Raw genomic sequence first — 23,687 nt, forward strand, 5'->3', positions numbered from 1 at the left:
CCGGGAGCCTCCTTGCGTCTCGGGTGGCGCGGAGTCTGGACCGTCAGGCCGGTGCGCGGGTCAACTCTTCCGCAGAGCGGAAGGACCCGCCGGGAACCGGTCCGGTCGCCGGACGCAGCAGCGACCACCAGGTCACCACGAGCACGGCCGTGTAGAGCGCCCGCCCGAGCGGGGTCGCCCAGCCGCCGTCGGCCCACAGGTCCGACCAGCTCACCGGGACGACGGCGAGACACCCGATCGCGACGACGACCCGGCGGCGGGTGTCCCCCGCCCGCCCGGACGCGACGAGCGCCAGCAGCCCGGGCACGAGCAGCAGCAGGTAGTTGTGCCAGGCGATCGGCGCGGCCAGCAGACCGGTGGCGAGCACCGCGAACAGCGCCGTCCGGCCCGGGTCGGTGCCCGCGGCCGGGCCGGCTCCGTGCCGGCGGGTGCGCCGCCCGAGGTGGACGAGCGTGCCGACCGCGACCACCGCGCCCGCCAGGGTGCCGACGACGGTCGGGATCCCCCAGCGCAGCGCCTGGCCCGGGAGCGAGGCGTTGTCCGGGGTGGGGCCGACCGGCTCGGACAACGCCATCGCCAGCCACTGGAACGCCGTCGGCCACCCGGCGACGGCGACGCCGACGAGCGTCGCGACCGCCGCGGCGGCGATCCCGGCCACGAACGGCCGCCACCGGGCCTGCACGGCGGGGAGCAGCAGCACCGGCGCGAGCGAGGGCTTGAGGGCGACCGTCACGCCGTAGCAGGCGGCGGCCAGCAGCGGGTGCCCGCGCCGTTCGGCGACCCAGCCCGCGGTCAGCCCGGCCAGCAGCAGCGGGTAGATCTGGCCCAGCAGCAGCGTCCCGTGCAGCGGCGACGACGCCAGCACCACCACGAGCGCGCCGGTCGTCCAGCGGCGGCCCAGCCGCAGCTCCCGGCAGACCAGCAGCACCGACCCGGCGACGAGCAGCACCGACAGCGCCGTCAGGAGCCGGTAGCCGGTGACCGGGTCGAGCAGGGCCAGCGGCGTGAGCAGCACCGACAGCAGCGGCGGGTTGAGGTTGTGCAGTCGGGCGCCGGTGTCGTAGATCGCGGCGCTGCCCGGGCCGTGCTGGACCAGCGCGTACGCCGAGGCCCGGAAGGTGTCGAAGTCGACGTGCATCCGCGCGATGTCGGTCGCCGGGATCCAGCGCAGCAACGGCGGGCCGCCCAGCAGGAACAGCAGTGCCGCGGTCACCAGCGCGGCGACGGCGACGACCGGCGCCACCGGCCGGGCGAGGCGGTGCACGCCGTCGCGCACCGCGCGCGCCCGCCGCGCCGTCCGCCCGGTCCACCCCGTGCGCACGGGGTCCGCCGCGGCGGGGCCCGACCGGAGGTCCGCGGTCACCGCGTGTCCCGCTGACCGGCCGATGCGGCCCCGGTCCTCGTGGGCACCGGCTCCGGCGGCCGCGGGGTCCGCGGGTGGACCACCGGCGGCCGGTGGGTCATCGGGGCGGGGTCCGGCTCAGAACAGGGCGCGGGCGAGCGCGCGCCGGGCCGTGGCGACCCGCGGGTCGTCGGCCGGGAAGAGCTCGAAGAGCCCGACGAGGTGCCCACGGGCCCGGTCACGGTCCTCGCCCCCGGTCCGGGCGACGGTGCCGACCAGCCGGGTGAAGGCGGCCTCGACCCGGTCGGCGGCCAGCTCGGCGTCGGCCGCGGCGAGCTGGGCGTCGACGTCGTCGGGCGCGGCGTCGGCCCGCTCGATCGACGACGGGTCGGCCTGCTCGGCACGGGCGAGGAACCGGACCTGCGCCAGCGCCGCCTTCGCCTGCTCGTTGGCGGGCTCGGTGTCGAGGATCGCGGTGTAGGCGGCCTCGGCGGCGGCGTAGTCGCCCTGCTCCAGGGCGTCCTCGGCGGCGGTGAAGCGCGGGTCCTCGGGCTCCTCGACGGGCTCGTCCGAACCGGCCGCGGCCGCCCGGCGCTCACCCTCGGCGATGGCCGGCATCCGGTCGCGCAGCGCGTCGAGCAGGGACGTCACCCACTCGGCGACCCTGTCCTCGGGGATCGCGCCGTTGACCGCGTCGACCGGCTGACCGCCGACGAGCACGACCAGCATCGGGACCTGCTGCACGCCGAAGGCCTGGGCGACCCGGGGCTGGGTGTCGATGTCGACCCGGGCCAGGCGCCACGCGCCGCCACCGGTCGAGGCGAGCCGCTCCAGCTCGGCCGACAGCTGCTCCTCGCGCGGGTAGCGGCTGGCCCACAGCTCGACGACGACCGGGACCTGCAGCGACGGCTCGAGGACCTCGTTCTGGAAGCCCTGTTCGGTCGCGTCGACGACCCAGGAGCCGTCGCCCCCGCCGGGCGCGGGCGGAGCACCCGCGGCACCGCCGGACGGGGCGGGCCGGTTCGCCGCATCGGCACGGGCCTTCAGCCCGGAGAGGTCGACCGCCCCGGCCATGGCCGAGGACATCGCCGCACGCTGGGCCGCCTGACGAGGATCTGGGCGAGACACGCCGTCCATCCTGGCACGTCCGTGTGTCCGGCGTGACACGCCCCGCCCGGTGACCCGCGCCCCCGCGCGACGCGTGCGCCCCAGCCGGTCGGCGTCATCCCCTCGCCGACTCCGGGCCCCGTTCCCTCCCGGCCCGTTCCCTCCCCGCCCCCGGGCGACGCTGCTCCGTCCGGCCGCCCCTGCGCCGTTCGGTCGCCGGCCCGGCCCCCGGTACTGGGCCGCACGGCCGACGGCGGGGACGACGGCGCTCCCACGATCACCGGACCGGCGGAGCAACACCGGGCCTCGTCACTCGTTGAACACCCTGCAGGGACTCGATGCTGACTCTGCGTGATCGCGGCGGGGCGTTCCCCCGGTTGCCCCACCCCGCGGTTCCCTTCCCCGACAGAACGACCGCCGGCACCCCGGCGCACAACGGAGGGCTCCAACCCGATGAGCAACATGCAGACGACCGACAAGCCGACCCTGGCCTACGCGTCGCTGGCGCTGGGCATCATCGCGATCGCCGCGTTCCTCGTCCCGATCGCCGCCTGGATCCTGGGTGCCGCGGGCCTGGTCACCGGCTTCCTCGCCTACCGCAAGCCGGGCATGGCCAAGCTCGCCCAGATCGGCATGACCGTCAGCTTCGTCGGCATCCTCGCCGGCGTGTACTACTTCTCGACGATCATAGCGGGCTGACGACGGCTCTCCTCGCGGTACGCCGCGACGACGACACGGCCTCCGGACCCGGTCCGGACGCCCGACGGCCGGTGACGGGTCTCCCGTCACCGGCCGTCGTCGTCCCGGCCCCCGGCGCTCCGGTGACCCCGCCCCGGTGCGCGTCGGCCGGCAGGGCCCGTCGTCAGGCCGGCGCGGCGAGCCCGGCCAGCAGCTCCGCCGTCTCCTCCGGCCGGGTGAGCATCGGGAAGTGCCCGCCCGCGAGCTCCACGAGCCGCGCCCCGATCCGGTCCGCCTCCCGCCGTCCCGCGACGGGGCTGACGACCCGGTCCTCCGCGCACACCACCGACACCGTCGGCACCGCGGGCCACGACGGCACCGGGCACGGCTCGGCGAGCAGCGACCAGTCCTGCGGGCGCAGCTCCGCCGCCGCGACCGCGACCTCGGCCCGCCCGTCGCGGCCCGCCGCGTCGAGCTCGTCGGCGACGCCCCGGTAGAGCCCGTCGGCGACCGCCCGCGCGTCCGGCCAGTACGTGCTGACCCCCGGGCCGCGACGGACCTCGGCGTCGTAGCCGGCGACCATCAGGTCGCGCTCGGCACGCATCCGGTCCCGGTAGGGACGACCCGGCTCGGGGACGAGCGCCGCGACGAGGACCAGCGCCCGGACCCGGTCGGCGATCCGGCCGGCGGCCGCGGTGGCCACGAGACCGCCGAGCGAGTGACCGACCAGCACCACCGGCGGACCGTCGCCCCGGGTACCGGGCCCGCCCGGCCCGTCGCCGGCTCCGGCCAGGACCGCGTCGACGAGCTCGGCGTGGCCGACCCCCGGCGTGTCGGACGGGAGGTCCGGCGTGACCGCCTCCACACCCCGGGCCGCCAGTGCCCCGGCCACCGGCGCCCACGACACACCGCGGTGCCAGGCGCCGTGGACCAGCACGACCCGGGCCGGGCCGGGTCCCCCGGCCCCCGGTGCGGCCGGGGCGCTCACGCGCCGCCTCCGCGCAGGTGCTCCTCGACCCGCTCCACCTTGGCCTGCAGCTGCCCCTGGTACCCGGGCCGGATGTCGGCCTTGAGGACCAGGCTGACCCGCGGCGACACGGCGGTGACGGCCTCGACGGCGCGCTTGACCACCGCCATCCCCTCGTCCCAGGTCTCGGACTCGATGGTGGTGAACATCGAGGTGGTCTCGTTCGGCAGGCCGGACTCGCGGACCACCCGGACGGCCTCGGCGACGGCCGCACCGACGCTGCCGTCCCCGGAGTCCGATCCGGACGGGGCGATGCTGAAGGCGAAGAGCATGCCGACACCGTGCCACGCCCGGCATACGGAACGGATCCGGTCACGGCACTTGCTAGCGTCGGGCCATGGCATCCCGCGGGTCGCTCCCCTTCGACCCGATCCAGCGTGCGGCCGAGCTCTGGGAGGAGCGGGTCGGCCCCGCGCGCACGATGGCGACGGTCACCAGCGTGATGCGGGTGCAGCAGATCCTGCTCTCCGCCGTCGACGCGGCGCTGCGGCCGCACGGGCTGACCTTCGCCCGCTACGAGGCCCTGGTGCTGCTGGACTTCGCGCGCCGCGGCAGCCTCCCGATGCGGGTGATGGGTGAGCGCCTGCAGCTGCACCCGACGAGCGTGACCAACATCGTCGACCGCCTGCAGGGCGACGACCTCGTCCGGCGGATGCCGCACCCCACCGACCGCCGCGCCACCCTGGTCGAGCTGACCACCGAGGGGCGTGCCCGGCTGGAGAAGGCCACCGCCGCGGTGACCGGCATCGACTTCGGCCTGTCCGGGCTGGACCCGGCCGAGGAGGAGCAGCTGACCGCGCTGCTGCGCTCGGTGCGCCGCGCCGCCGGCGACTTCGCCTGACCCGCGCACCTCAGCCGGCCCGTCTCCGCCGTCGCGGCCCGCCCGGTGGCGGACCGCCGTGTCCCGGGCCGCGCCAGCTGCGCATCACCGATCCGCGGGGCGGCCGGGGCCACAGCATCCGCCGCACCGCGGCCCGCCCGGCCAGCGCTCCGCTGAGGCCGGACAGACCCACGCACGCCAGGTAGTCGATGAGGTCCACGAGCACGCTCCGGAGGGTTCGGGGGTGGTGGTGACGCGGGTTGCGTCAACGGTGTTGACCCTACGACGGGGCACCGACAGAATCGGTCGCGTGCACGCTCCACCGCCCTCCACCGACCGGCCCTCCCCCGCCCGGTCCGGTACCGGCGCGGCGCTGCGGGCGGCGCGCGACCGGCGGGGCTGGTCCCAGTCCGAGGCGGCCCGCGCGCTGGCCGAGCTCGTCGCCGGGAGCGGCGGCACCGCGCGGGCCGCGAGCCTGAAGACCCAGCTGTCGCGCTGGGAGAACGGCCACGCCGTCCCGGACGCCGCGCACCGCGCCCTCCTGGCCGAGCTGTACGACAGCACCCCCGCCGGGCTGGGCCTCGCCGACGCGACCGGGCCGGACCCCCTCGACGGGGCGGCGCGGCTGCGCGCGGCGCTGGAGCGGGCCGCCGCCGTCGGGGAGGAGGAGCTGGACCTGCTGCGCGCCCAGTGGGCCGCCACCACCGCGCTGGACGACCGGCTGGGCACGGCCGCCGCCCACGACGCGGTGGCCGCCGTGGTCGCCCAGCTGCGCGAGCCGGCCGCGCACGCGCGGGACCCGCGCCGGGTGCGGGCACTCACCGGGCTGCTCGCCGCGGCCGCGCTGCGGCTCGGGGACCAGGAACGCGACCGTGCCGCCCCGGACCGGGCGTGGGCGGCCTACGTCGAGGCGGAGTCCGCGGCCCTGCGGGCCGGTGACCCGGGCGCCGCGGACGAGGCCCGGCACCGGCGGGAGCGGCTGCTGGCCGAGCTGCCGGCCGTCGACGTGCAGGACGGCGCTCCGGATCCGGCCGGACCGCACGGCACCGGCGGACGGCGTGCGGCCACCTCGACGGGCGCCGCCGGGCCCGGTGGGGCCGTCCCCGGGGACGAGGCCGGGCACAGCGGCGAGACCGGGCCCCGCCCGACCATCGACGTCCACACCGCCCCCGCGTGGCTCGCCGTCGCCGACGGCCCGCCGCAGCGCCCGGTCCGCGAGCGCACCGACCTCGCCCTGGACGAGGTGCTCACCGCCCTGCGCGACGGCGACGGCCCCGCCGCACGGGCCGCCCACGCCCGGGCCCGGGCACTCGCCCTGCGCAGCGGGTCGCAGCGCGTCCTGGACCGGCTCGCGACGTTGCCCGGGGCCACGCCCCCCTGACCGGGGGGCATCGGCTCAGCCCGACTGCTCCAGCAGCTCGTCGGCGGCGGCCCACGGGTCCAGCTCGCCGCCCAGCACCCGCTCGGTGAGGGTGTCGAGCGCGTCGCCGCCACGCACCCGTTCCATCCGGGCCCGGACCTGTTCCATCCCGATGCCCTCGATCTCACGGCGCGCCCGCTCGCGACGCCGCCGTTCCCGTTCAGCGGACTTTTCGGCCCAGGCGAGGTGCTCGTCGAGGGCGTCGGCGACGGCCCCGATCCCCTCCGAGCGGGACGCGACCGTCGAGAGCACCGGCGGCTCCCACGGCTCGGCACCGTCCGGGGTGCGCAGGTGCAGCATGTTCCGCAGCTCGCGCACCGTGCGGCGGGCCCCCTCGCGGTCGGCCTTGTTGACCACGAAGACGTCGCCGATCTCCAGGATCCCGGCCTTGGCCGCCTGGATGCCGTCGCCCATCCCGGGCGCGAGCAGCACGACGGTGCTGTCCGCGAGCCCGACGATCTCCACCTCGGACTGCCCGACGCCGACGGTCTCGATCAGCACGACGTCGCAGCCCGCGGCGTCGAGCACCCGCAGGGCCTGCGGCGTCGCCCAGGACAGCCCGCCCAGGTGCCCGCGGGTGGCCATCGACCGGATGAAGACGCCGTCGTCGTCGGCGTGGTCGCCCATCCGCACCCGGTCGCCCAGCAGCGCCCCGCCGCTGAACGGTGAGGACGGGTCCACCGCCAGCACCCCGACCCGGCGCCCGCGCGTCCGCAGCTCGGTGACCAGCGCCGACGTCGACGTCGACTTGCCCACCCCCGGGGACCCGGTCAGCCCGACGACGTGCGCCCGCCCGGTGTGCGGCGACAGCGCCGCCGACACCTCCCGCAGCTGCGGGCCGGCGTTCTCCACCATCGAGATGAGCCGGGCGACGGCGAGCTGCTCGCCGCGACGGGCGCGTTCCACCAGGTCGCGGGGGTCCGGCGGTCCGGGCACGGTCGGCCTCCTTGTCGGGGGGCGGATGCACGTCGGCCCCCGCCGAGGCGGGGGCCGACGTGGACTACACGGAGATCAGGACTTGGGGACGCGCACGATCAGCGCGTCGCCCTGGCCACCGCCGCCGCACAGCGCGGCCGCACCGACGCCGCCGCCGCGCGCCTTGAGCGCGAGCGCCAGGTGCAGCGCGATCCGCGCGCCGGACATGCCGATCGGGTGGCCGAGGGCGATGGCGCCGCCGTCGACGTTCACCTTCTCCTCGTCGATGCCGAGCTTGCGGGCGGAGACGATGCCGACCGCGGCGAACGCCTCGTTGATCTCGACGAGGTCGAGGTCGGCGGGCTGGATGCCCTCCTTCTCGCACGCCTTGGCGATCGCGTTCGCGGGCTGCTCGTGCAGCGAGGCGTCCGGACCGGCGACGACGCCGTGCGCGCCGATCTCGGCGATCCAGTCCAGGCCCAGCTCCTCGGCCTTGGCCTTGCTCATCACGACCACGGCGGCCGCGCCGTCGGAGATCTGCGAGGCCGACCCCGCGGTGATGGTGCCGTCGGCGGCGAAGGCGGGGCGCAGCTTGCCGAGGCCCTCGGTGGTGGTGTCGCCGCGCACGCCCTCGTCGGTGGAGAAGACGACCGGGTCGCCCTTGCGCTGCGGGATCTCGACCGGGGCGATCTCCTGGTCGAACGTGCCGTCCTGCGCGGCGCGGGCGGCGCGCTGGTGCGAGCGGGCGGAGAAGGCGTCCTGCTCCTCGCGGGTCAGGCCGTAGCGCTCGTTGTACTTCTCGGTGGAGGCACCCATCGCGACCTGGTCGAACGCGCAGAACAGACCGTCGTAGGCCATGTGGTCGGTGAGGGTGGTGTCACCGAACTTGGTGCCCTCGCGGGACTTGGTGAGCAGGTGCGGGGCCTGGGTCATCGACTCCTGGCCACCGGCGACGACGATGTCGAACTCGCCGGCGCGGATGAGCTGGTCGGCCAGCGCGATGGCGTCGACACCGGACAGGCAGACCTTGTTGATGGTCAGCGCCGGGACGTCCATCGGGATGCCGGCCTCGACGGCGGCCTGACGCGCCGGGATCTGTCCCGCGCCGGCGGTGAGGACCTGGCCCATGATCGTGTACTGGACCTGGTCGGGGGCCACACCGGCGCGCTCGAGCGCGGCCTTGATGGCGACGCCGCCCAGCTGGGCCCCGGAGAAGCCCTTCAGGGAGCCGAGCAGACGGCCCATCGGGGTGCGGGCGCCGGCGACGATCACGGTTCCGGACACGGGGTCCTCCATCAGGCTTCGTTGTCAGGTGGGCCGCCACCATACCCACGGCCACGACCCGTCCGGACGCACCGAACGGTGGGGGTGACCAGCGGCACAGGCTCCTACCGACGAGTAGAACCGGTAGCTTCTGCCCCCATGACGACAACCGAGGACGCCCTGTCGCCGCTGGTCGTGGCCGTGGACCACGTGGGCATCGCGGTGCCCGACCTGGACGAGGCCATCCGCTGGTACGCGGAGAACCTGGGCCTGGTCGCGGTGCACACCGAGACCAACACCGAGCAGGGCGTGCGCGAGGCCATGCTGGGAGCACCGGGCGAGGCGGCCGGCGCCACGAAGGTGCAGCTGCTCGCCCCGCTGAACGACGACTCGACGATCGCGAAGTTCATCGGCCGCAACGGCCCGGGGCTGCAGCAGGTCGCCTACCGGGTCACCGACGTCGCCGCCGCGGCGGACGCGCTGCGGGCGAAGGGCCTGCGCCTGCTCTACGACGCCCCGCGCCGCGGCACGTCGAACTCGAAGGTCAACTTCGTGCACCCGAAGGACGCCGGTGGAGTGCTGGTCGAGCTCGTCGAGCCGGCCGCGGACGCGCACTGACGGACGAGGCACGACCCCGTCCCGAAGGACAGTACGGACGTCCGGTGGGGTGCATCACGAAGCGCACTTCGGGTATCACCCTCACCGGCGACCTACGGTTAAGATACTACGCAGTAACTTGCGGTATCCCAAGCATCATCGGGTGAGCCCACCCGACTCCCCTGACAACGTCGCCATCGGAGGCCAGCAGTGAAGGACATCCGCGACGCCATCCTCGCCGGACGGTTCACCGACGTCGGAGGCCTGGAGGTGCCCGAGCACTACCAGGGCGTCACCGTCCGCGCCGAGGACGCGGACATGTTCGAGGGTCTGACCACCAAGGAGAAGGACCCGCGCAAGAGCCTGCGCGTCGAGGACGTCCCGGTCCCCGAGCTCGGCCCCGGTGAGGCGCTCGTGGCCGTCATGGCCAGTGCGATCAACTACAACACCGTCTGGACCTCGATCTTCGAGCCGGTCTCGACGTTCAGCTTCCTCAAGCGCTACGGCAAGCTCTCGCCGCTGGCCAAGCGGCACGACCTGCCCTACCACGTGGTCGGCTCCGACCTCGCCGGTGTCGTCGTGCGGACCGGGCCGGGCGTGAACAGCTGGAAGCCGGGCGACCAGGTCGTCGCGCACTGCCTCTCGGTCGAGCTGGAGAGCCCCGACGGGCACTCCGACACGATGATGGACCCCGAGCAGCGCATCTGGGGCTTCGAGACCAACTTCGGCGGCCTCGCCGAGCTGGCCCTGGTCAAGTCCAACCAGCTGATGCCGAAGCCGGACCACCTCACCTGGGAGGAGGCCGCGTCCCCGGGCCTGGTCAACTCCACCGCGTACCGCCAGCTGGTGTCGAAGAACGGCGCCGACATGAAGCAGGGCGACGTCGTGCTGATCTGGGGTGCCTCCGGCGGCCTCGGCTCGTACGCCACCCAGTTCGCCCTCAACGGCGGCGCCACCCCGATCTGCGTCGTCTCCTCGGAGGAGAAGGCCCAGATCTGCCGCGACATGGGCGCGGAGCTGGTCATCGACCGCAACGCCGAGGGTTACAAGTTCTGGAAGGACGAGACCACCCAGGACCCGAAGGAGTGGAAGCGGCTCGGCGCGAAGATCCGCGAGCTCACCGGCGGTGAGGACCCGGACATCGTCTTCGAGCACCCGGGCCGCGAGACCTTCGGCGCCTCGGTCTACGTCACCCGCAAGGGTGGCCAGATCGTCACCTGCGCCTCGACCTCTGGCTACATGCACGAGTTCGACAACCGCTACCTGTGGATGAACCTCAAGCGGATCGTCGGCTCGCACTTCGCGAACTACCGCGAGGCCTACGAGGCCAACCGGCTCGTCGCCAAGGGCATGATCCACCCGACGCTGTCGCGGGTGTACCCGCTGACCGAGACCGGCCAGGCCGCCAACGACGTCAAGCAGAACCTCCACCAGGGCAAGGTCGGCGTGCTCGCGCTGGCGCCCGAGGAGGGACTCGGTGTCACCAACCCGGAGAAGCGCGAGAAGCACCTCTCCGGCATCAACCGGTTCCGGGGCGTCTGATCCCCCGTTCGGTCACCCGGAGGCCCCGTCCGTGTCACACGGACGGGGCCTCTGTCCATAGCGGGGTGAACCCCGTGACCCTCGGTGCCGAACTCACGGCTGTGGAACGTCGGCGACGGTACGGTGAACGACATGGCCGGTGACCACGATGTGCCCGTACCCCGGACCGGTTTCTCGATCGCGCGCCGCGGCTACGACCAGGCGCAGGTCGACAGCCATCTGCGCCGGCTCGACGCCGAGGTGCGCATGCTGGCGGCCGACCGTGACGCCGCGGTCGCCCAGAACACCCGGCTGAGCCGCGAGCTCGACGACGCCCGTACCCGCTCCGAGGCCATGCAGCAGCAGGTCAACCGGCTCGCCGGCCCGCCGCAGAGCGTGCAGGGCATGAGCGAGCGGCTCCGGTCGATGCTGCGCCTCGCCGAGGACGAGGTCGCCGAGATGCACGCCGCGGCGAACCGCGAGATCGCTGAGCAGCGCCGCCAGGCCGAGGAGCACGCCCGCACCGTCGTCGAGGACGCGCGCGTCCGGGCCGAGCAGACGGTCGCGCAGGCCGAGGCCACGGCCGCGGAGGCCGCGCACCGGTCCGCCGAGCGCGAGCGCGCCGTCGAGGAGAAGCAGGCCCGCGTCGAGCGGGAGCTGGCCGCGCTGCGCGAGCGCACCGAGGCCGAGCTCGCCGAGCGGCGCCGTGTCACCGAGGCCGAGCTGGCCGAGCAGCGCACGACGACCGAGCGCGACCTCGCCGAGCAGCGCAGCACCACCGAGCGCGAGCTCACCGAGGCCGAGCGCACCGTCACCGCCCGGATCACCCGCGCCGACACCGAGGCCCGGGAGAACCGCGAGCAGGTCGAGCACGACTTCCGGATCGCGATGGACCAGCGCCGCACCGAGGCGCTGACCTCGCTGTTCGCCGAGCGCGACGCGCTCGAGGCCGACATCTCGCGCCGTGAGCGCGAGGCCGCGGAGCGGATCCGCCGCGACCTGGACCAGGCCCGCACCGACGGCGAGAAGGTCCGGTCCGACGCCCGCCGGGACGCCGAGGCGACCACCTCCGCCGCCCAGCGCCGCGTCGAGCAGCTCACCGGGCTGCGCGCCCGGGTCGCCGAGCAGCTGCGTGGCGCGCGGTCGCTCATCGAGTCCGGCGTCGACGACCTCGACGCGGGCCCGGCCCTGGCCGACCTGCCCGCCGACGAGCCGCCCGCGGGGCAGGCCCCCGTCGAGCAGCCCCCGGCCGGGATCGCCGAGCCGCACACCGCCGTGGCTCCCGCCGCACCGGTCGCCGCCGACACCGCAGCGAGCACGCCCCGCACGGTCGAGGAGGCCGTCGCGGCGAAGGAGCGCCGGTCCGCCGCGGCCGCGGAGAGCGAGCCGGAGCCCCCGGCCGGGCCGGCGGGCAGCAGCGGGTCCTCCGGGTCCGGCCGCCCCCGGCCCTCGCCGCGGGCCCGCAGCGGCTACGGCGGCAGCAAGCGCGCCGCCCGCACCCGCTGACGCGGAGCCGGGCGGCTCAGTGCCGCCGGAACCCCGCCCGACGACGGTCGCGCGCGTTCCAGCACGGCAGGTGCCAGTGCCGCCGCTCCTCGACCCCGCGGCCGTCCTCGGCGGGCCAGGTCACCACGTGCGGCATCCCCGAGGGCAGCAGCTGGTCGCAGCCGGGGCACCGGTAGTGCTTCACCGTGGTGCCACCCGGCACCCGGCGGACGTAGTGCTCGCCGTCGCGGCCGCTCTCGAGGTCGGTCGTCATGCCGCTGCCGAGCGGCGGTGCGACGGGACGGCCCCGCCCCCGTTCCGAGGGGCGGGGCCGTCGCGCACGCCTGCCTGCCATGCTCCCAGTCTCCCAGGGAGATCGGGATCTCTCAGCGCTTGGTGTAGTCCCGGAACCCGTGCCCGGTCTTCCGCCCGAGCCGCCCCGCGGTGACCAGGTGCTCCAGCAGCGGCGCCGGGGCGAACCCGGCCTGGTGGAACTCGGCGTGCAGGGACTTCTCGATCGCCAGCGACACGTCGAGCCCGACGACGTCGAGCAGCTCGAACGGGCCCATCGGCAGCGCGCAGCCGGTCTTCATGGCGGCGTCGATGTCGTCGGCGGTGGCGTAGTGGGCCTCGAGCATCTTCACCGCGTCGTTCAGGTACGGGAACAGCAGCGCGTTGACGATGAACCCGGCCCGGTCGCCGCAGCTCACCGGCACCTTCTTGAGCTTCTGGCACACGTCGAGGACGGTGGCGGCCACGTCGCGCGAGGTGCCGATCGTGGACACGACCTCGACCAGCTTCATGACCGGCGCGGGGTTGAAGAAGTGCATGCCGATCACGTCGCCGGGGCGGCCCGTGACCGCGGCGCACTCGACGACGGGCAGCGAGGACGTCGTCGTCGCCAGGATCGCGCCCGGCTTGCAGATCTCGTCGAGCGCGCCGAACATCGCCCGCTTGACGTCGAGCTCCTCGGCGACGGCCTCGACGACGAGGTCGACCTCGGCCATGTCCTCCAGCGCAGTGGTGCCGCTGATCCGGGCGAGGACGGCGTCGCGGCCCGCCTCGTCCAGCTTGCCGCGGGCGACCGCCTTGTCCAGGGACTTGCGCACCAGCGCGACCGAGCCCTCGACCTTGGAGTCGCTGCGGCCGCGGACGACGACGTCGTAGCCGGCCTTGGCGAACACCTCGACGATGCCCGAGGCCATGGTGCCGGTGCCGATCACGCCGACCCGCTGCACGTCGCGCAGGGTCACGTCGTCGGGCACGGCCGAGGCCGGGGTCTCGCCGTCGGCGACGACGGTGGAGCTGTGCGGGGCGGAGTAGGTGTAGAAGCCGCGCCCGGTCTTCCGGCCGAGCAGCCCTGCGGTGATCATCTGCTTGAACACCGGGTTCGGCGCGTGCATCAGGTTGCGCGACTCGCCGTACATCGTCTCGAGGATCTCGTAGGCGGTGTCCAGGCCGATGAGGTCGAGCAGGGCCAGCGGGCCCATCGGGTAGCCGCAGCCGTAGCGCATGCCGGCGTCGAGGTCCTCGCGGCTGGCGTAGCGCTCGGCGTACATCTTCGCCGCGTGGTTCAGGTAGCCGAACAGCAGCGCGTTGGCGATGAAGCCGGCGCGGTCGCCGATGACGACCGGGACCTTGCCGAGGGAGTCGGCGAACGCCTGGACGTCGGAGATGACGTCGGGCTCGGTGACGACGGTCCGCACGACCTCGACCAGCTTCTGCACCGGTGCCGGGTTGAAGAAGTGCATCCCGACGACCTTGCCGGGGCGGGTGGTGCGCACGGCCAGCTCGGTGACCGACAGCGACGAGGTGTTCGAGGCGAGGATGGTGTCCTCGGCGACGACCTTGTCGACCTCGGCCAGCAGCGCGGTCTTGGCGTCCAGGCTCTCCGGGATGGCCTCGACGACCAGCTGCGCCGGCGCCAGGTCGGCCAGGGTGGTGGTGACGGTGATGCGACCGAGGAGCTCGTCGGCCTGCTCCCGGGTGAGCTTGCCGCGCTCGATGGCGCGGTCGGTCGAGGCCGCCAGGTGGGCCCGGCCGCGCTCCCCCGCCGCCTCGTCCACCTCGACGGCGATCACGTCGAGACCGTTGCGGGCGAAGACCTCGACGATGCCCGCCCCCATCGTGCCGAGGCCGACCACTCCGACGGTCCGGAACTCACGTGCCACGCTGCAACCTCCTGGATCGGGACAACCCTGTCTTCCGCGTCGGCGCCGATCCTGTCATCCCGAGGTGCTACCAGTGGGTAACATGCGACCAGGACCACCCCTAGGTGCAGGAACGGCCCTGGTCGTCGGGTGAGGACGCCCCGTCGAGACGGGCCAGGAGCCGGGCGAGCACGTCACAGGCGCCGGTGAACTCGCCGTCGTCGAGCAGGGCCGACCACCGGCCCTCGATCTCCGCCACCCGCCCGCCCGCGACCTCCAGCGCGACCCGGCCGCGTGCCGTCGGGCGGATCAGCCGGGCCCGCCCGTCGTCGGGGTCGCGGACGCGTTCGAGGTAGCCGCGCCGCTGCAGGTCGTCGACGAGCTCGGCGGTGGCGGCCAGGCTCAGGTGCGCCCGTGCGGCGAGCGTCGTCAGCCGGACGCCGTCCACCCCGCCGAGGTTGCCGAAGATCTGCAGGTGCGCCTCGCGGATGTCACCGAACCCGCGCTCGGCGGCGACCGCGAAGACCTCGGCCCGGAAGTGCTGGAGCGTGCGGACCAGGAGCTGGCCGACGGCGGGCCGGTCCGCGGGAAGGCTTGACGCGTCCATGGCGCGTCATGATACTTCGGAAACCGAAGCTACGGATTCCGAAATATCTGGAGGAGCCATGCCGACCACCGTCCGGACCCGCGCGGGACGACTGTCCGTCACGGTCGAGGGCTCGGGTCCGCCCGCCCTGCTGTGGCACAGCCTCCGGGTCGACTCGACGCAGTGGGACCGTGTCCGCGCGGAGCTGGGCGCCCGGCGCACGCTGCTGCTCGTCGACGGGCCCGGGCACGGACGGAGCGGCCCACCGCCGCGGGGCACGTCGTTCGCCGGGTGTGCCGACGCGGCGCTGGAGGTGCTCGACGCGGTCGGCGCCGACGGACCGGTGGACTGGATCGGCAACGCCTGGGGCGGTCATGTCGGGTACCACTTCGCCGCACGCCACCCGGGGCGGTGCCGCACGCTCGTCGCGGTCGCCGCGCCGCACACGCCGCTGCCGCCGTCGCAGCGGGCGCGGATCGCCGCCCTGGTCGCGCTCCACCGGCTCACCGGGCCACACCCGCTGCGGGGCGTCGTGGTCGACACGCTGCTCTCCCCCGCCGCCCGGGCCGGGGACCCGGAGGCCGTCCGCCGCGTCGAGGAGGCCTTCCTGCGCGGGCACCGCACGGGCATGAACCGGGTCATGGTCGCGATGATGCTGCGCCGCCCCGACCTGACCGGGGTCCTGCGCCGCGTCACCGCGCCCACACTGCTGGTCGCGGGCGCGGCCGACCCGCTGTGGTCCGGGCGCCGGGCGGACGCCGCCGCCGCGGTCCTCCCGGCGGGATCGGCACTCGTCGTCGACGGCAGCGGGCACCTGCCGCCGCTGGAGGCCCCGGCGGCGTTCGCCGGGGCCGTCGTCGACCACTGGGCCGCGCCGGTCGGCTGACCGGCACGGCGGTGGGTCAGCGCCCGTGCCGGGCCTTCACGATGCCGACGAGCGTCTGCATCGTCCGCGCGGTCCGCTTGAAGCTGGTGACGACGATCGGCATCCCGAACCGCTGCCGGGCGATCGACTGGGCGCGGGTGAACTCGCGGAGCCCGTCGGCGCCGTGGATGCGGCCGAAGCCCGACTCCCCCACCCCGCCGAAGGGCAGCGACGGGATCCCGGCGAAGGAGATCACGCCGTTGATCGAGACCATCCCGCAGCGCAGCCGCTCGGCGATCTGCTCGCCGTGCTTCGCGGAGAACACGGTCGCGCCGAGGCCGTAGCCGGTGGCGTTGGCGCGGCGGACCGCCTCGTCGACGTCGGGCACCCGGTTGACCACGACCAGCGGGCCGAAGGTCTCCTCGGTGACCGCGACGGAGTCCTCGGGCACGTCGGCGATGACGACCGGCGAGATCGACCCGCCCTGGGCGGGCACCGAGTCGGCGCCGCCGACGATCGCGCGGCCGCCGCGCTCCAGGGCGTCGGTGACGTGCCGGCGCACGATCTCGGTCTGCGACGGCATCGTCATCGGCCCGAGGTCGCCCTCGTTCGTGGCCGTGCCGACCTGCAGCTTCGACGCCGCGGCCCGAACCTTCTCCAGGAACCGGCCCGCGACGGACTCGACGACGTAGACCCGCTCCACCCCGACGCAGGTCTGGCCCGCGTTGGACATCCCGCCCCAGACGGCGGCGTCCGCGGCGGCGTCGAGGTCGGCGTCGGCGTCGACGATCAGCGGGTCCTTGCCGCCGCACTCCATGAGCACCGGCACCAGGTTCTCCGCGCAGGAGGCCATCACCCGGCGGCCGGTCGCGGCGGACCCGGTGAACGCGATCTTGCCGACGCCGGGGGCGCGGCACAGCTCGGCGCCGGTCGGCCCGAACCCGGTGACGACGGTCAGCAGCGGGTGGCGGCCCACCTCGGGAACGGCCTCGGCGAGCGTGCGGGCGATCTCGTGCCCGACGCCCGGGGTCAGCTCCGAGGGCTTGAACACCACGGTGTTGCCGGCGGCCAGCGCGTAGGCGATCGAGCCCATCGGCGTGAAGATCGGGTAGTTCCACGGCCCGATGACGCCGACGACGCCCAGCGGCCGGTACGCCACCGACGCCGCCTGGTTCGCCATCAGCAGGCCCGGGGACACCGAACGCTTCCCGAGCACCTTCGCGGCGTTGGCCGAGGCCCAGTCCAGGTGGTCGATGGCGAGCACGACCTCGAGGCGGGCGTCGTCGAGCGGCTTGCCGGTCTCGGCGGCGACGACACCGGCGACCCGGTCGAGCTGCGCGACCAGCACCTTCTTCCAGGCCGCGAGCCGGCGACGGCGCTCGGCGAACCCGAGCCCGTCCCACCACACCCCGGCCTCGCCGGCGTCGCGGACGGCGGCACGCACGTGCTCGCCGTCGTGGACGGGGTAGCGGGCGAGCTCCTCCCCGGTGCGCGGGGAGAGGGACGCGAAGTCCCCCGAGGCGGGCACGGCGGCGGTCGTGGGGGCGGAGTCAGCGGCGGTGGCACTCACGTGGTCAGGCTAGACGCCGCGGCAGGGCCCGGCCGGGCCCGCGCTGGCCCTGCGGGGCCGCTCGGGCCGTCCGGGTCAGAACAGGAGCAGGTCGTCGCGCGCCATCCCGCGCAGCGCGTCGTAGTCGACGGTCACGCAGCGGATCCCGCGGTCGACGGCCAGCGTGCGCGCCTGCGGCTTGATCTGCTGGGCCGCGAACACCCCGTGCACCGGCGCGAGCAGCGGGTCGCGGTTCATCAGCTCCAGGTACCGGGTGAGCTGCTCGACGCCGTCGATCTCGCCGCGGCGCTTCACCTCGACCGCGACGTGCGCGCCGTTCCCGTCGCGCAGCAGCAGGTCGACCGGGCCGACGGCGGTCATGTACTCGCGGCGGACCAGCGTGTGGCCCTCCCCGAAGGTCTCCGGGTGCGCGGCGAGCAGCTCCTGCAGGTGCGCCTCGACGCCGTCCTTGACCAGGCCGGGGTCGACGCCGAGCTCGTGGCTGGAGTCGTGCAGCACCTCGTCGATGGTGATGACCAGCGACTCGTCGGCCTTGTTCTTCACCGTCCACACGCCGGGCTCCTCGGTGAGCCAGCACGGTGGCGACATCCAGTTGAGCGGCTTGTAGGCGCGGTCGTCGGCGTGGATGCTCACCGAGCCGTCCCGCTTGACCAGAAGCAGACGGAGGGCCATGGGCAGGTGGGCGGTCAGCCGTCCGACGTAGTCCACCTGGCAGCGGGCGATGACGAGACGCACCCGGCTCACTGTAAGGCCGGGTGGATGGATCATCCTGGGCGGGTGATCGAGCAGACCTCGAGCCGCCAGGTGTACGCCAACGACTGGATGACCGTCCGGGAGGACGGCATCCGGCGTGCCGACGGCACCGGGGGGATCTACGGCGTCGTCGACAAGCCCACCTACGCACTGGTGATCCCCCGCGACGACGACGGCCGTCTGCACCTGGTCGAGCAGTACCGCTACCCGGTGGGCGGCCGCCGCTGGGAGTTCCCGGCGGGCACCGCGCCCGACCGGGCCGACGTGGACCCGGCCGAGCTGGCGGTGCGCGAGCTCGTCGAGGAGACCGGGCTGGCCGCGGCGCGGATGACCCTGCTCGGCACGCTGGACTGCGCGCCGGGCATGTCCAGCCAGCGCGGTCACGTCTACCTCGCGACCGGGCTGACCGCGGGCCCGCCGCGCCGCGAGCACTCCGAGCAGGACATGCGTGCCGCCTGGTTCACCGCGGACGGGTTCGAGGCGATGGTCCGCCGCGGCGAGCTGACCGACGCCCAGTCGCTCGCCGCCTGGGCGCTGCTGGCCCTGCACGACGCGCGGGCATGATCGGCGGGAGTGGAGCGCGGGACGCAGTGCACCGCACCCGGCGCTCCACCCCCGGCGATCACCCGGTGAGCACCGGCAGCGCCGCCACCCGGCTGAACCCGGGGCGGGGCAGCCAGGGGACCTCCGCGGCCGGTACGGCGAGCCGCAGGCCGGGGAAGCGGTCGAACAGCATCCGGAAGGCAACCTCGCCCTCCTGCCGGGCCAGCGCGGCGCCCAGGCAGTAGTGCGCGCCCTGCCCGAACCCGAGGTGTCCCTCGCCCCGCCCGGTCTCCCGGGCGACGTCGAGCTCGTCGGGCCGGTCGAAGGCGCGCGGGTCGTGGTTGGCCGGCAGCAGCCCGGCGATGACCGGGGTCCCGGCGGGCACGACGGTGCCGCCCAGCTCGACGTCGACGGTCGGGTACCGGAACTGGGTGAACTGCACCGGGCCGCGGGCGCGCATCAGCTCGTGCACCGCGCCCGGCCAGCCCGCCGGGTCGGCCCGCAGCGCGGTGAGCTGGTCCGGGGCGCCCAGCAGCGCCAGCACGCCGTTGGTGACCAGGTGCGCCGTCGTCTCGTGCCCGGCCATGACGATCGCGAAGATCATCGTGACCATCTCGCGGTCCGAGAGGCGGTCGCCGTCGTCGTCCTGGGCGGCGATCAGGGCGCTGACCAGGTCGTCGGCGGGCTCGACCCGGCGGGCGTCGACGAGGGCGTGCACGTGGGCGATCGCCGCCCGCAGAGCGGGCCCGGTCCGCTCGCGGTCCATCGTGGTCAGCACCGCGCCCCACTCGTGCCACTGCGGCCGCTCGGGCTCGGGCACCCCGACGAGCTCGCAGATCACGGTGATCGGCAGCGGGTAGGCCAGCGCCTCCACCAGGTCGACCGGCGCGCCACCGGCCCCGGCGGCGGCGACGTCGTCGAGCAGGGCGGCGGTGATCTCCTCCACCCGCGGGCGCAGCGCCGCCACCCGCTTCACCGTGAACGCGCGCGACACGAGCTTGCGCAGCCGGGTGTGCTCGTCGCCGTCGACGGTGAGGATGGTGCGCACCAGGTAGCCCGCGACGTCGTCGGGCACCCCCATCTTCGCCATGATCTTCTCGCGGGTGTCCGGCCCGCCCGCGAGCGTCCGGTCGGTGACGAACCGCGGGTCGGTCAGGACGGCGCGCACGTCGTCGTAGCGGGTGACGAGGACGGCGGGCGGACTGCCCATCATCGTCACGGTCGTGGTCGGGGCCTGCTCGCGCAGGCGCGCGTAGGCGGCGTACGGGTCGGCGGCCAGGGCAGGGTCCAGCAGGTCCACGGCTCCGGTGTCCGGTGCGGCCATCTCACCACTCCTCTCCTCGCGCGCCCGGATCAGCGGACGCGACGTCTCCACTCCGCGTCGATGTGCTCGACGAGCGGCCGGTACAGACCGGCGACGGCCGCGGCGACCTCCGACGCCCGGGCGGCCGGGGCGGGCCCGGTCAGCAGGCGGGCCACGCCGTGCTCGATCAGCTCCGCGGTACGCCGCGGATCGGTGGGGGCGAACGGGCTCGCCGCGCTCTCGGTGAACAGGTAGCCCCAGGTCAGCGCACCCCAGGCGTGGACCTGCTCGTCCGGGGACAGCGCGTCGTCGACGAGGCCGGCCGACCGCAGCAGCCGGAAGTGCTCGCGCACCACGGCGTCCCGGCGGCGGCCCAGCTCCCCGAGGGTCCCGGCGGCCTCGTGCGCGAGCCGGCCGAGGACCTCGCCGTCGCCCAGGTACAGCGCACGCGCCACCTCGTCGGCGCGCAGCCGCTCGTACAGCGCGCGCGACATGCCCCAGGGCAGCGCCACGGCGGGCTCGACGAGCATCCGGTCGGCCAGGTCGGCGAACAGCCGCCGCTGCGAGCGCAGCAGCACGGTGAGGAACAGCGCGTCCTTGGTGCGGACGTGCAGGTAGACGGTGCCCTTGCCGACCCCAGCCCGGCGCGCGACGTCCTCGACGGTCACCCCGCGGTAGCCGCGGCGCACCAGCAGCTCGGCCGCCGCGTCGAGCACCCGCTCCATCCGCGCGGTGTCCTCCGCCGCGACCCCGTCCGGTACCGCCACCGCTCCCCCGTTCCTCGTCGTGACCGGATCAACGAATCCGGTCACGAGGTCACGGTAGCGCGTCCACCCCTCGGCGGCGAGCGGATTCCGGGCTACCGTCGTTCCATGACCGACTACGAGCACCTCCTGGTGAAGCAGGACGGCGACACGGTCCGGATCACGATGAACCGCCCGCAGCGCCGCAACTCCCTCACCGAGGACCACCTGCGCGAGCTGCTGGACGCCTTCGAGAGCGCTGGACGCAGCGACGCGACCGGGATCGTGCTGGCCGGGGAGGGCAAGGCCTTCTCCTCCGGGCACGACTTCGGCGACGTCGCCGCCCGCGACCTCGCGGGGGTCCGCTCCCTGCTGCGGCTGTGCACGACGGTCATGCGCACCGTGCAGGAGGTGCCGCAGGTCGTGATCGCCCGGGTCCACGCGACGGCCTGGGCCGCGGGCTGTCAGCTCGTCGCGTCCTGCGACCTCGCCGTCGCCGCGGAGTCCGCGACGTTCGCGCTGCCCGGCGGCAAGGGCGGCTGGTTCTGCCACACCCCGGCCGTCCCGGTCGCGCGGAACATCGGCCGCAAGCGGCTGATGGAGCTGGCCCTGACCGGGGACCCGGTCGACGCGGCCACCGCCGCCGACTGGGGCCTGGTCAACTACGCCGTCCCCGACGACGACCTCGACGCCCGCGTGGACGAGCTGCTCGCCCGTGCGACCCGGGGCAGCAGGCTGTCCAAGGCCGTCGGCAAGCAGACCCTCTACGCCCAGCTCGACCGTCCCGAGGCCGACGCCTACGGTGTCGCGGCCGAGGTCATGGCGTCGATGTCGCAGTCCGGGGGCGCCCGCGAGGGCATGGCGTCGTTCCTGGAGAAGCGGGCCCCGGAGTGGACCGACTGATCGGCACCTAGGCTCGCGGGACCATGCAGATCCGCACCACCACCCGGCTGAGCCGGCGCCGCCTGCTGGGGGCGGCCGCCGCCCTCGGCGGGACCGCGCTGGCCGCGCCGCTGCTGGGTGGCTGCGGGGGGCCGTCGGACCCGCTGTCCCGGCTGCGGGCCGGCGGCGACGTCGTCGTCGGGCTGTCCGGGGAGCGCCCGTTCGGCTACACCGACGGCTCCGGCCGGGCCACCGGGGAGAGCCCGGAGGTGGCCCGCGCGGTCGTCACCGGCCTCGGCGGCAGCGGCCTGGCCGCGGTCCAGACGAGGTTCGACCAGCTCGTCCCCGGCCTGCTCGACGGCCGCTTCGACGTCATCGCGGTCGGGCTGACGATCACCGCGCTGCGCTGCCAGCAGGTCGCGTTCTCCCGCCCCGACTACGTGGCGGGCACCGGCCTGGTGGTCCCGGCCGGGAACCCGCTGGGCGTCGCGACGCTGGCCGGGGTCCGCCGGTCCGGGGCGACGCTGGCGGTGCTCGACGGCAGCGCCGAGCAGGAGTACGCGCTCGCGGCGGGCATCCGGGCCGAGCACATCGTCACCGTCGACTCGCAGGGCGCGCTGGTGCGCGAGGTCGCGAACGGCGGCGCGCAGGTCGGGGCGCTCACCCGCATCTCGCTGCTCGACGAGGTCCGCCGCAACGCGGGCATCGGCCTGGAGGTGACCGCCGCGTTCGCCCCCGAGGTCGCGGGACGACCGGTCGTCGGGGCCGGGGCGTTCGCGTTCCGCCCCGCCGACGGTGCCTTCCGCGACGAGTTCGACCGCGGGCTCACCGCGCTGCAGGACTCCGGGCGCTGGCTGGAGCTCGCCGCGCCGTTCGGGTTCACCGCGGCGAACCTGCCGCCGCGCGACCTCACCGTCGACGAGCTCTGCGCCCGCACCCCCGACTCCTGAGCCGCGCGGCCGCCGGACTGGAATGATCCGGGCCATGGCGCTGCGCATCGCGGGTATCGACGTTCCCGGCCCGTCCGACCTGCTCTCCGGCGCGGCCTCCGTGGTCGAGGCGACCGGTGACCTCGCCGGGACCGTCGCCGGGCTGCCCGCCCGGGCCGGGGAGCTGCTGGAGGAGGTCGGCTCGCTGGTCGGCCGGATCGGCACGATCGCGACCCGCGCCGAGCAGCTGCTCGACCGGGTGGACGGCGTCGTCGACCGGGCCGAGGGGCTGATCGGGACCGTCGACACCGTCGCCGGGGAGGCGACCGAGCTCGTGGCCCGGGTCCGCCCGGTCGCGGAGCAGGCCGAGGCGCTCGTCACCCGGGTCACCGGCGTCGCGGGGAACGCGGAGGAGCTGGTCGGACGGGTCACCGGTGTCGCCGGGGACGCCGAGGAGCTGGTCGCGCGGGTGGGCGGGGTCGCCGACGAGGCCGACACCCTGGTCCGCAAGGTCACCACCGTGTCCGAGCAGGCCGACGGCCTGGTCCGCCGGGTCACCACCGTCTCCGAGGAGGCGGGCGACCTGGTCCGCCGGGTCACCACGGTCTCGCAGAACGCCGAGGGCATCGTCGAGCAGGTCTCGGTGGTCACCGGGAACGCGAGCGGGCTGCTCGCGCGGGTCGACACCGTCACCGGCGAGGCGGGCGGGCTCATCCGGACCGTCGGCGAGATCAGCGAGCGCGCCGGCGGCCTCATCGGGCAGGTCGAGACCGTCACCACCGACGCGACCGGTGTCGTCACCGCGGCGAAGGCGGTGTCCGACCGGGCGGGCGAGGTCGTCGGGCAGGCCGCGGGCGCCAGCGAGCAGGCCGGTGAGCTGCTGGACCTCTACGGCCCGCTGGCCCGCCGGGCGGCCCCGCTGGCCCAGCGCTTCGTCGACGAGCTCTCCGAGGAGGAGGTGCGCGCCGCGATCCGGCTGGTGGACCAGCTGCCGAAGTTCACCGAGCACATGGAGGAGGACATCATGCCGATCCTCACCACGCTCGACCGTGTCGGACCGGACGTGCACGAGCTCCTGGACGTGCTCAAGGAGGTCCGGCAGGCGATCATCGGGATCCCCGGCTTCCGGCTGCTGAGCCGCCGGGGCAGCGAGAAGGACGAGGGCTGAGCCCCGGGCCGGGCGGCGTG

Annotated in this window: 25 protein-coding genes; 11 read left to right on the forward strand and 14 right to left on the reverse strand. The window is 75.0% G+C overall.

From position 1 onward, the window contains the following. Nucleotides 1–43: 43 nt before the first annotated feature. Both DMP17_RS40945 and DMP17_RS40950 read right to left on the reverse strand, forming a co-directional pair. Nucleotides 44–1,363, reverse strand: coding sequence for a glycosyltransferase family 87 protein (locus DMP17_RS40945; protein WP_337832361.1), 1,320 nt, complete (start codon nucleotides 1,361–1,363; stop codon nucleotides 44–46). A gap of 117 nt (nucleotides 1,364–1,480) precedes the next feature. Beyond that, nucleotides 1,481–2,428 carry a tetratricopeptide repeat protein gene (locus DMP17_RS40950; RefSeq protein ID WP_337832362.1) on the reverse strand — a complete coding sequence of 316 codons (948 nt, stop codon included), beginning with the start codon at nucleotides 2,426–2,428 and terminating at the stop codon, nucleotides 1,481–1,483. Nucleotides 2,429–2,902: 474 nt separating this feature from the next. Between DMP17_RS40950 and DMP17_RS40955 the strand changes: the two genes are divergently transcribed. Further along, entirely contained in the window at nucleotides 2,903–3,148 is a 246-nt protein-coding gene (locus DMP17_RS40955) for a hypothetical protein (RefSeq protein WP_337832363.1), read from the forward strand. Between the two features lie 163 nt (nucleotides 3,149–3,311). Here DMP17_RS40955 and DMP17_RS40960 read toward each other — a convergent pair whose 3' ends face one another. Both DMP17_RS40960 and DMP17_RS40965 read right to left on the reverse strand, forming a co-directional pair. Further along, nucleotides 3,312–4,115: an alpha/beta fold hydrolase gene (locus DMP17_RS40960; protein WP_337832364.1), complete on the reverse strand. Its 804-nt coding sequence runs from the start codon at nucleotides 4,113–4,115 to the stop codon at nucleotides 3,312–3,314. Next, entirely contained in the window at nucleotides 4,112–4,426 is a 315-nt protein-coding gene (locus DMP17_RS40965; RefSeq protein WP_073578490.1) for a thiamine-binding protein, read from the reverse strand. The genes DMP17_RS40960 and DMP17_RS40965 overlap by 4 nt, the downstream gene beginning before the upstream one ends. Before the next feature lie 65 nt (nucleotides 4,427–4,491). Here DMP17_RS40965 and DMP17_RS40970 point away from each other — a divergent pair, with 65 nt between their 5' ends. Further along, a complete protein-coding gene (locus DMP17_RS40970) occupies nucleotides 4,492–4,995 on the forward strand; it encodes a MarR family winged helix-turn-helix transcriptional regulator (protein ID WP_062397315.1) in 504 nt (167 codons plus the stop codon). 10 nt (nucleotides 4,996–5,005) lie between these two features. Here the strand turns inward: DMP17_RS40970 and DMP17_RS40975 are convergent, their stop codons facing one another. After that, nucleotides 5,006–5,200 carry a hypothetical protein gene (locus DMP17_RS40975; protein WP_226367454.1) on the reverse strand — a complete coding sequence of 65 codons (195 nt, stop codon included), beginning with the start codon at nucleotides 5,198–5,200 and terminating at the stop codon, nucleotides 5,006–5,008. Nucleotides 5,201–5,284: 84 nt separating this feature from the next. On the opposite strand from DMP17_RS40975, the gene DMP17_RS40980 reads away from it, so the two are divergent. Next, nucleotides 5,285–6,355 (forward strand): hypothetical protein, encoded by a 1,071-nt coding sequence (locus DMP17_RS40980; RefSeq protein ID WP_337832365.1) that lies wholly within the window; start codon nucleotides 5,285–5,287, stop codon nucleotides 6,353–6,355. A gap of 15 nt (nucleotides 6,356–6,370) precedes the next feature. Here DMP17_RS40980 and meaB read toward each other — a convergent pair whose 3' ends face one another. Continuing rightward, a complete protein-coding gene (gene meaB / locus DMP17_RS40985; RefSeq protein ID WP_337832366.1) occupies nucleotides 6,371–7,330 on the reverse strand; it encodes a methylmalonyl Co-A mutase-associated GTPase MeaB in 960 nt (319 codons plus the stop codon). A gap of 75 nt (nucleotides 7,331–7,405) precedes the next feature. Continuing rightward, complete coding sequence (locus tag DMP17_RS40990; protein ID WP_226367457.1) at nucleotides 7,406–8,593, reverse strand: acetyl-CoA C-acetyltransferase; 1,188 nt, start codon at nucleotides 8,591–8,593, stop codon at nucleotides 7,406–7,408. Between the two features lie 138 nt (nucleotides 8,594–8,731). On the opposite strand from DMP17_RS40990, the gene mce reads away from it, so the two are divergent. The 3 genes from mce to DMP17_RS41005 all read left to right on the forward strand — a co-directional run bounded on the left by mce (nucleotide 8,732) and on the right by DMP17_RS41005 (nucleotide 12,196). Continuing rightward, nucleotides 8,732–9,190, forward strand: coding sequence for a methylmalonyl-CoA epimerase (mce, locus tag DMP17_RS40995; RefSeq protein ID WP_337832367.1), 459 nt, complete (start codon nucleotides 8,732–8,734; stop codon nucleotides 9,188–9,190). A 189-nt stretch (nucleotides 9,191–9,379) separates the two neighbouring features. Beyond that, nucleotides 9,380–10,711, forward strand: a complete 1,332-nt coding sequence (gene ccrA / locus DMP17_RS41000) for a crotonyl-CoA carboxylase/reductase (RefSeq protein ID WP_062397321.1) — start codon at nucleotides 9,380–9,382, stop codon at nucleotides 10,709–10,711. Between the two features lie 132 nt (nucleotides 10,712–10,843). Further along, nucleotides 10,844–12,196 (forward strand): hypothetical protein, encoded by a 1,353-nt coding sequence (locus tag DMP17_RS41005; protein WP_337832368.1) that lies wholly within the window; start codon nucleotides 10,844–10,846, stop codon nucleotides 12,194–12,196. Nucleotides 12,197–12,212: 16 nt separating this feature from the next. On the opposite strand, the gene DMP17_RS41010 is transcribed toward DMP17_RS41005, so the two are convergent. From DMP17_RS41010 to DMP17_RS41020, 3 genes are all read right to left on the reverse strand, one after another. After that, nucleotides 12,213–12,530: a hypothetical protein gene (locus DMP17_RS41010; RefSeq protein WP_062397326.1), complete on the reverse strand. Its 318-nt coding sequence runs from the start codon at nucleotides 12,528–12,530 to the stop codon at nucleotides 12,213–12,215. 31 nt (nucleotides 12,531–12,561) lie between these two features. Beyond that, nucleotides 12,562–14,346 (reverse strand): 3-hydroxyacyl-CoA dehydrogenase family protein, encoded by a 1,785-nt coding sequence (locus tag DMP17_RS41015; RefSeq protein WP_226350094.1) that lies wholly within the window; start codon nucleotides 14,344–14,346, stop codon nucleotides 12,562–12,564. A gap of 100 nt (nucleotides 14,347–14,446) precedes the next feature. Beyond that, nucleotides 14,447–14,932, reverse strand: coding sequence for a MarR family winged helix-turn-helix transcriptional regulator (locus tag DMP17_RS41020; protein ID WP_178376196.1), 486 nt, complete (start codon nucleotides 14,930–14,932; stop codon nucleotides 14,447–14,449). A 58-nt stretch (nucleotides 14,933–14,990) separates the two neighbouring features. On the opposite strand from DMP17_RS41020, the gene DMP17_RS41025 reads away from it, so the two are divergent. Beyond that, the gene (locus DMP17_RS41025) at nucleotides 14,991–15,797 is read left to right on the forward strand and encodes an alpha/beta fold hydrolase (protein ID WP_337832369.1); all 807 of its coding nucleotides are present in this window, start codon (nucleotides 14,991–14,993) and stop codon (nucleotides 15,795–15,797) included. A 16-nt stretch (nucleotides 15,798–15,813) separates the two neighbouring features. Here DMP17_RS41025 and DMP17_RS41030 read toward each other — a convergent pair whose 3' ends face one another. Both DMP17_RS41030 and nucS read right to left on the reverse strand, forming a co-directional pair. Then, nucleotides 15,814–17,346, reverse strand: a complete 1,533-nt coding sequence (locus tag DMP17_RS41030) for an aldehyde dehydrogenase family protein (RefSeq protein WP_374203650.1) — start codon at nucleotides 17,344–17,346, stop codon at nucleotides 15,814–15,816. Nucleotides 17,347–17,421: 75 nt separating this feature from the next. After that, nucleotides 17,422–18,081 carry an endonuclease NucS gene (gene nucS / locus DMP17_RS41035; protein ID WP_226350092.1) on the reverse strand — a complete coding sequence of 220 codons (660 nt, stop codon included), beginning with the start codon at nucleotides 18,079–18,081 and terminating at the stop codon, nucleotides 17,422–17,424. A gap of 45 nt (nucleotides 18,082–18,126) precedes the next feature. Between nucS and DMP17_RS41040 the strand changes: the two genes are divergently transcribed. Further along, nucleotides 18,127–18,663 (forward strand): NUDIX domain-containing protein, encoded by a 537-nt coding sequence (locus DMP17_RS41040; RefSeq protein ID WP_434092825.1) that lies wholly within the window; start codon nucleotides 18,127–18,129, stop codon nucleotides 18,661–18,663. A 58-nt stretch (nucleotides 18,664–18,721) separates the two neighbouring features. On the opposite strand, the gene DMP17_RS41045 is transcribed toward DMP17_RS41040, so the two are convergent. Then, nucleotides 18,722–19,966, reverse strand: a complete 1,245-nt coding sequence (locus tag DMP17_RS41045) for a cytochrome P450 family protein (RefSeq protein WP_226350090.1) — start codon at nucleotides 19,964–19,966, stop codon at nucleotides 18,722–18,724. 29 nt (nucleotides 19,967–19,995) lie between these two features. Next, nucleotides 19,996–20,757, reverse strand: a complete 762-nt coding sequence (locus DMP17_RS41050) for a TetR/AcrR family transcriptional regulator (protein WP_337832370.1) — start codon at nucleotides 20,755–20,757, stop codon at nucleotides 19,996–19,998. A gap of 60 nt (nucleotides 20,758–20,817) precedes the next feature. On the opposite strand from DMP17_RS41050, the gene DMP17_RS41055 reads away from it, so the two are divergent. Genes DMP17_RS41055 through DMP17_RS41065 form a run of 3 tightly spaced genes read left to right on the forward strand, consistent with a single transcriptional unit; the run spans nucleotide 20,818 to nucleotide 23,667 of the window. Continuing rightward, nucleotides 20,818–21,591 (forward strand): enoyl-CoA hydratase-related protein, encoded by a 774-nt coding sequence (locus tag DMP17_RS41055; protein WP_226367460.1) that lies wholly within the window; start codon nucleotides 20,818–20,820, stop codon nucleotides 21,589–21,591. Nucleotides 21,592–21,614: 23 nt separating this feature from the next. Next, nucleotides 21,615–22,520: a transporter substrate-binding domain-containing protein gene (locus tag DMP17_RS41060; RefSeq protein ID WP_337832371.1), complete on the forward strand. Its 906-nt coding sequence runs from the start codon at nucleotides 21,615–21,617 to the stop codon at nucleotides 22,518–22,520. Between the two features lie 34 nt (nucleotides 22,521–22,554). Further along, on the forward strand, nucleotides 22,555–23,667 hold the full coding sequence (locus tag DMP17_RS41065; RefSeq protein ID WP_226350086.1) for a methyl-accepting chemotaxis protein: 1,113 nt from the start codon (nucleotides 22,555–22,557) through the stop codon (nucleotides 23,665–23,667). The last annotated feature ends 20 nt before the right edge of the window (nucleotides 23,668–23,687 follow it).

This window comes from Pseudonocardia sp. TMWB2A (assembly GCF_017312135.1).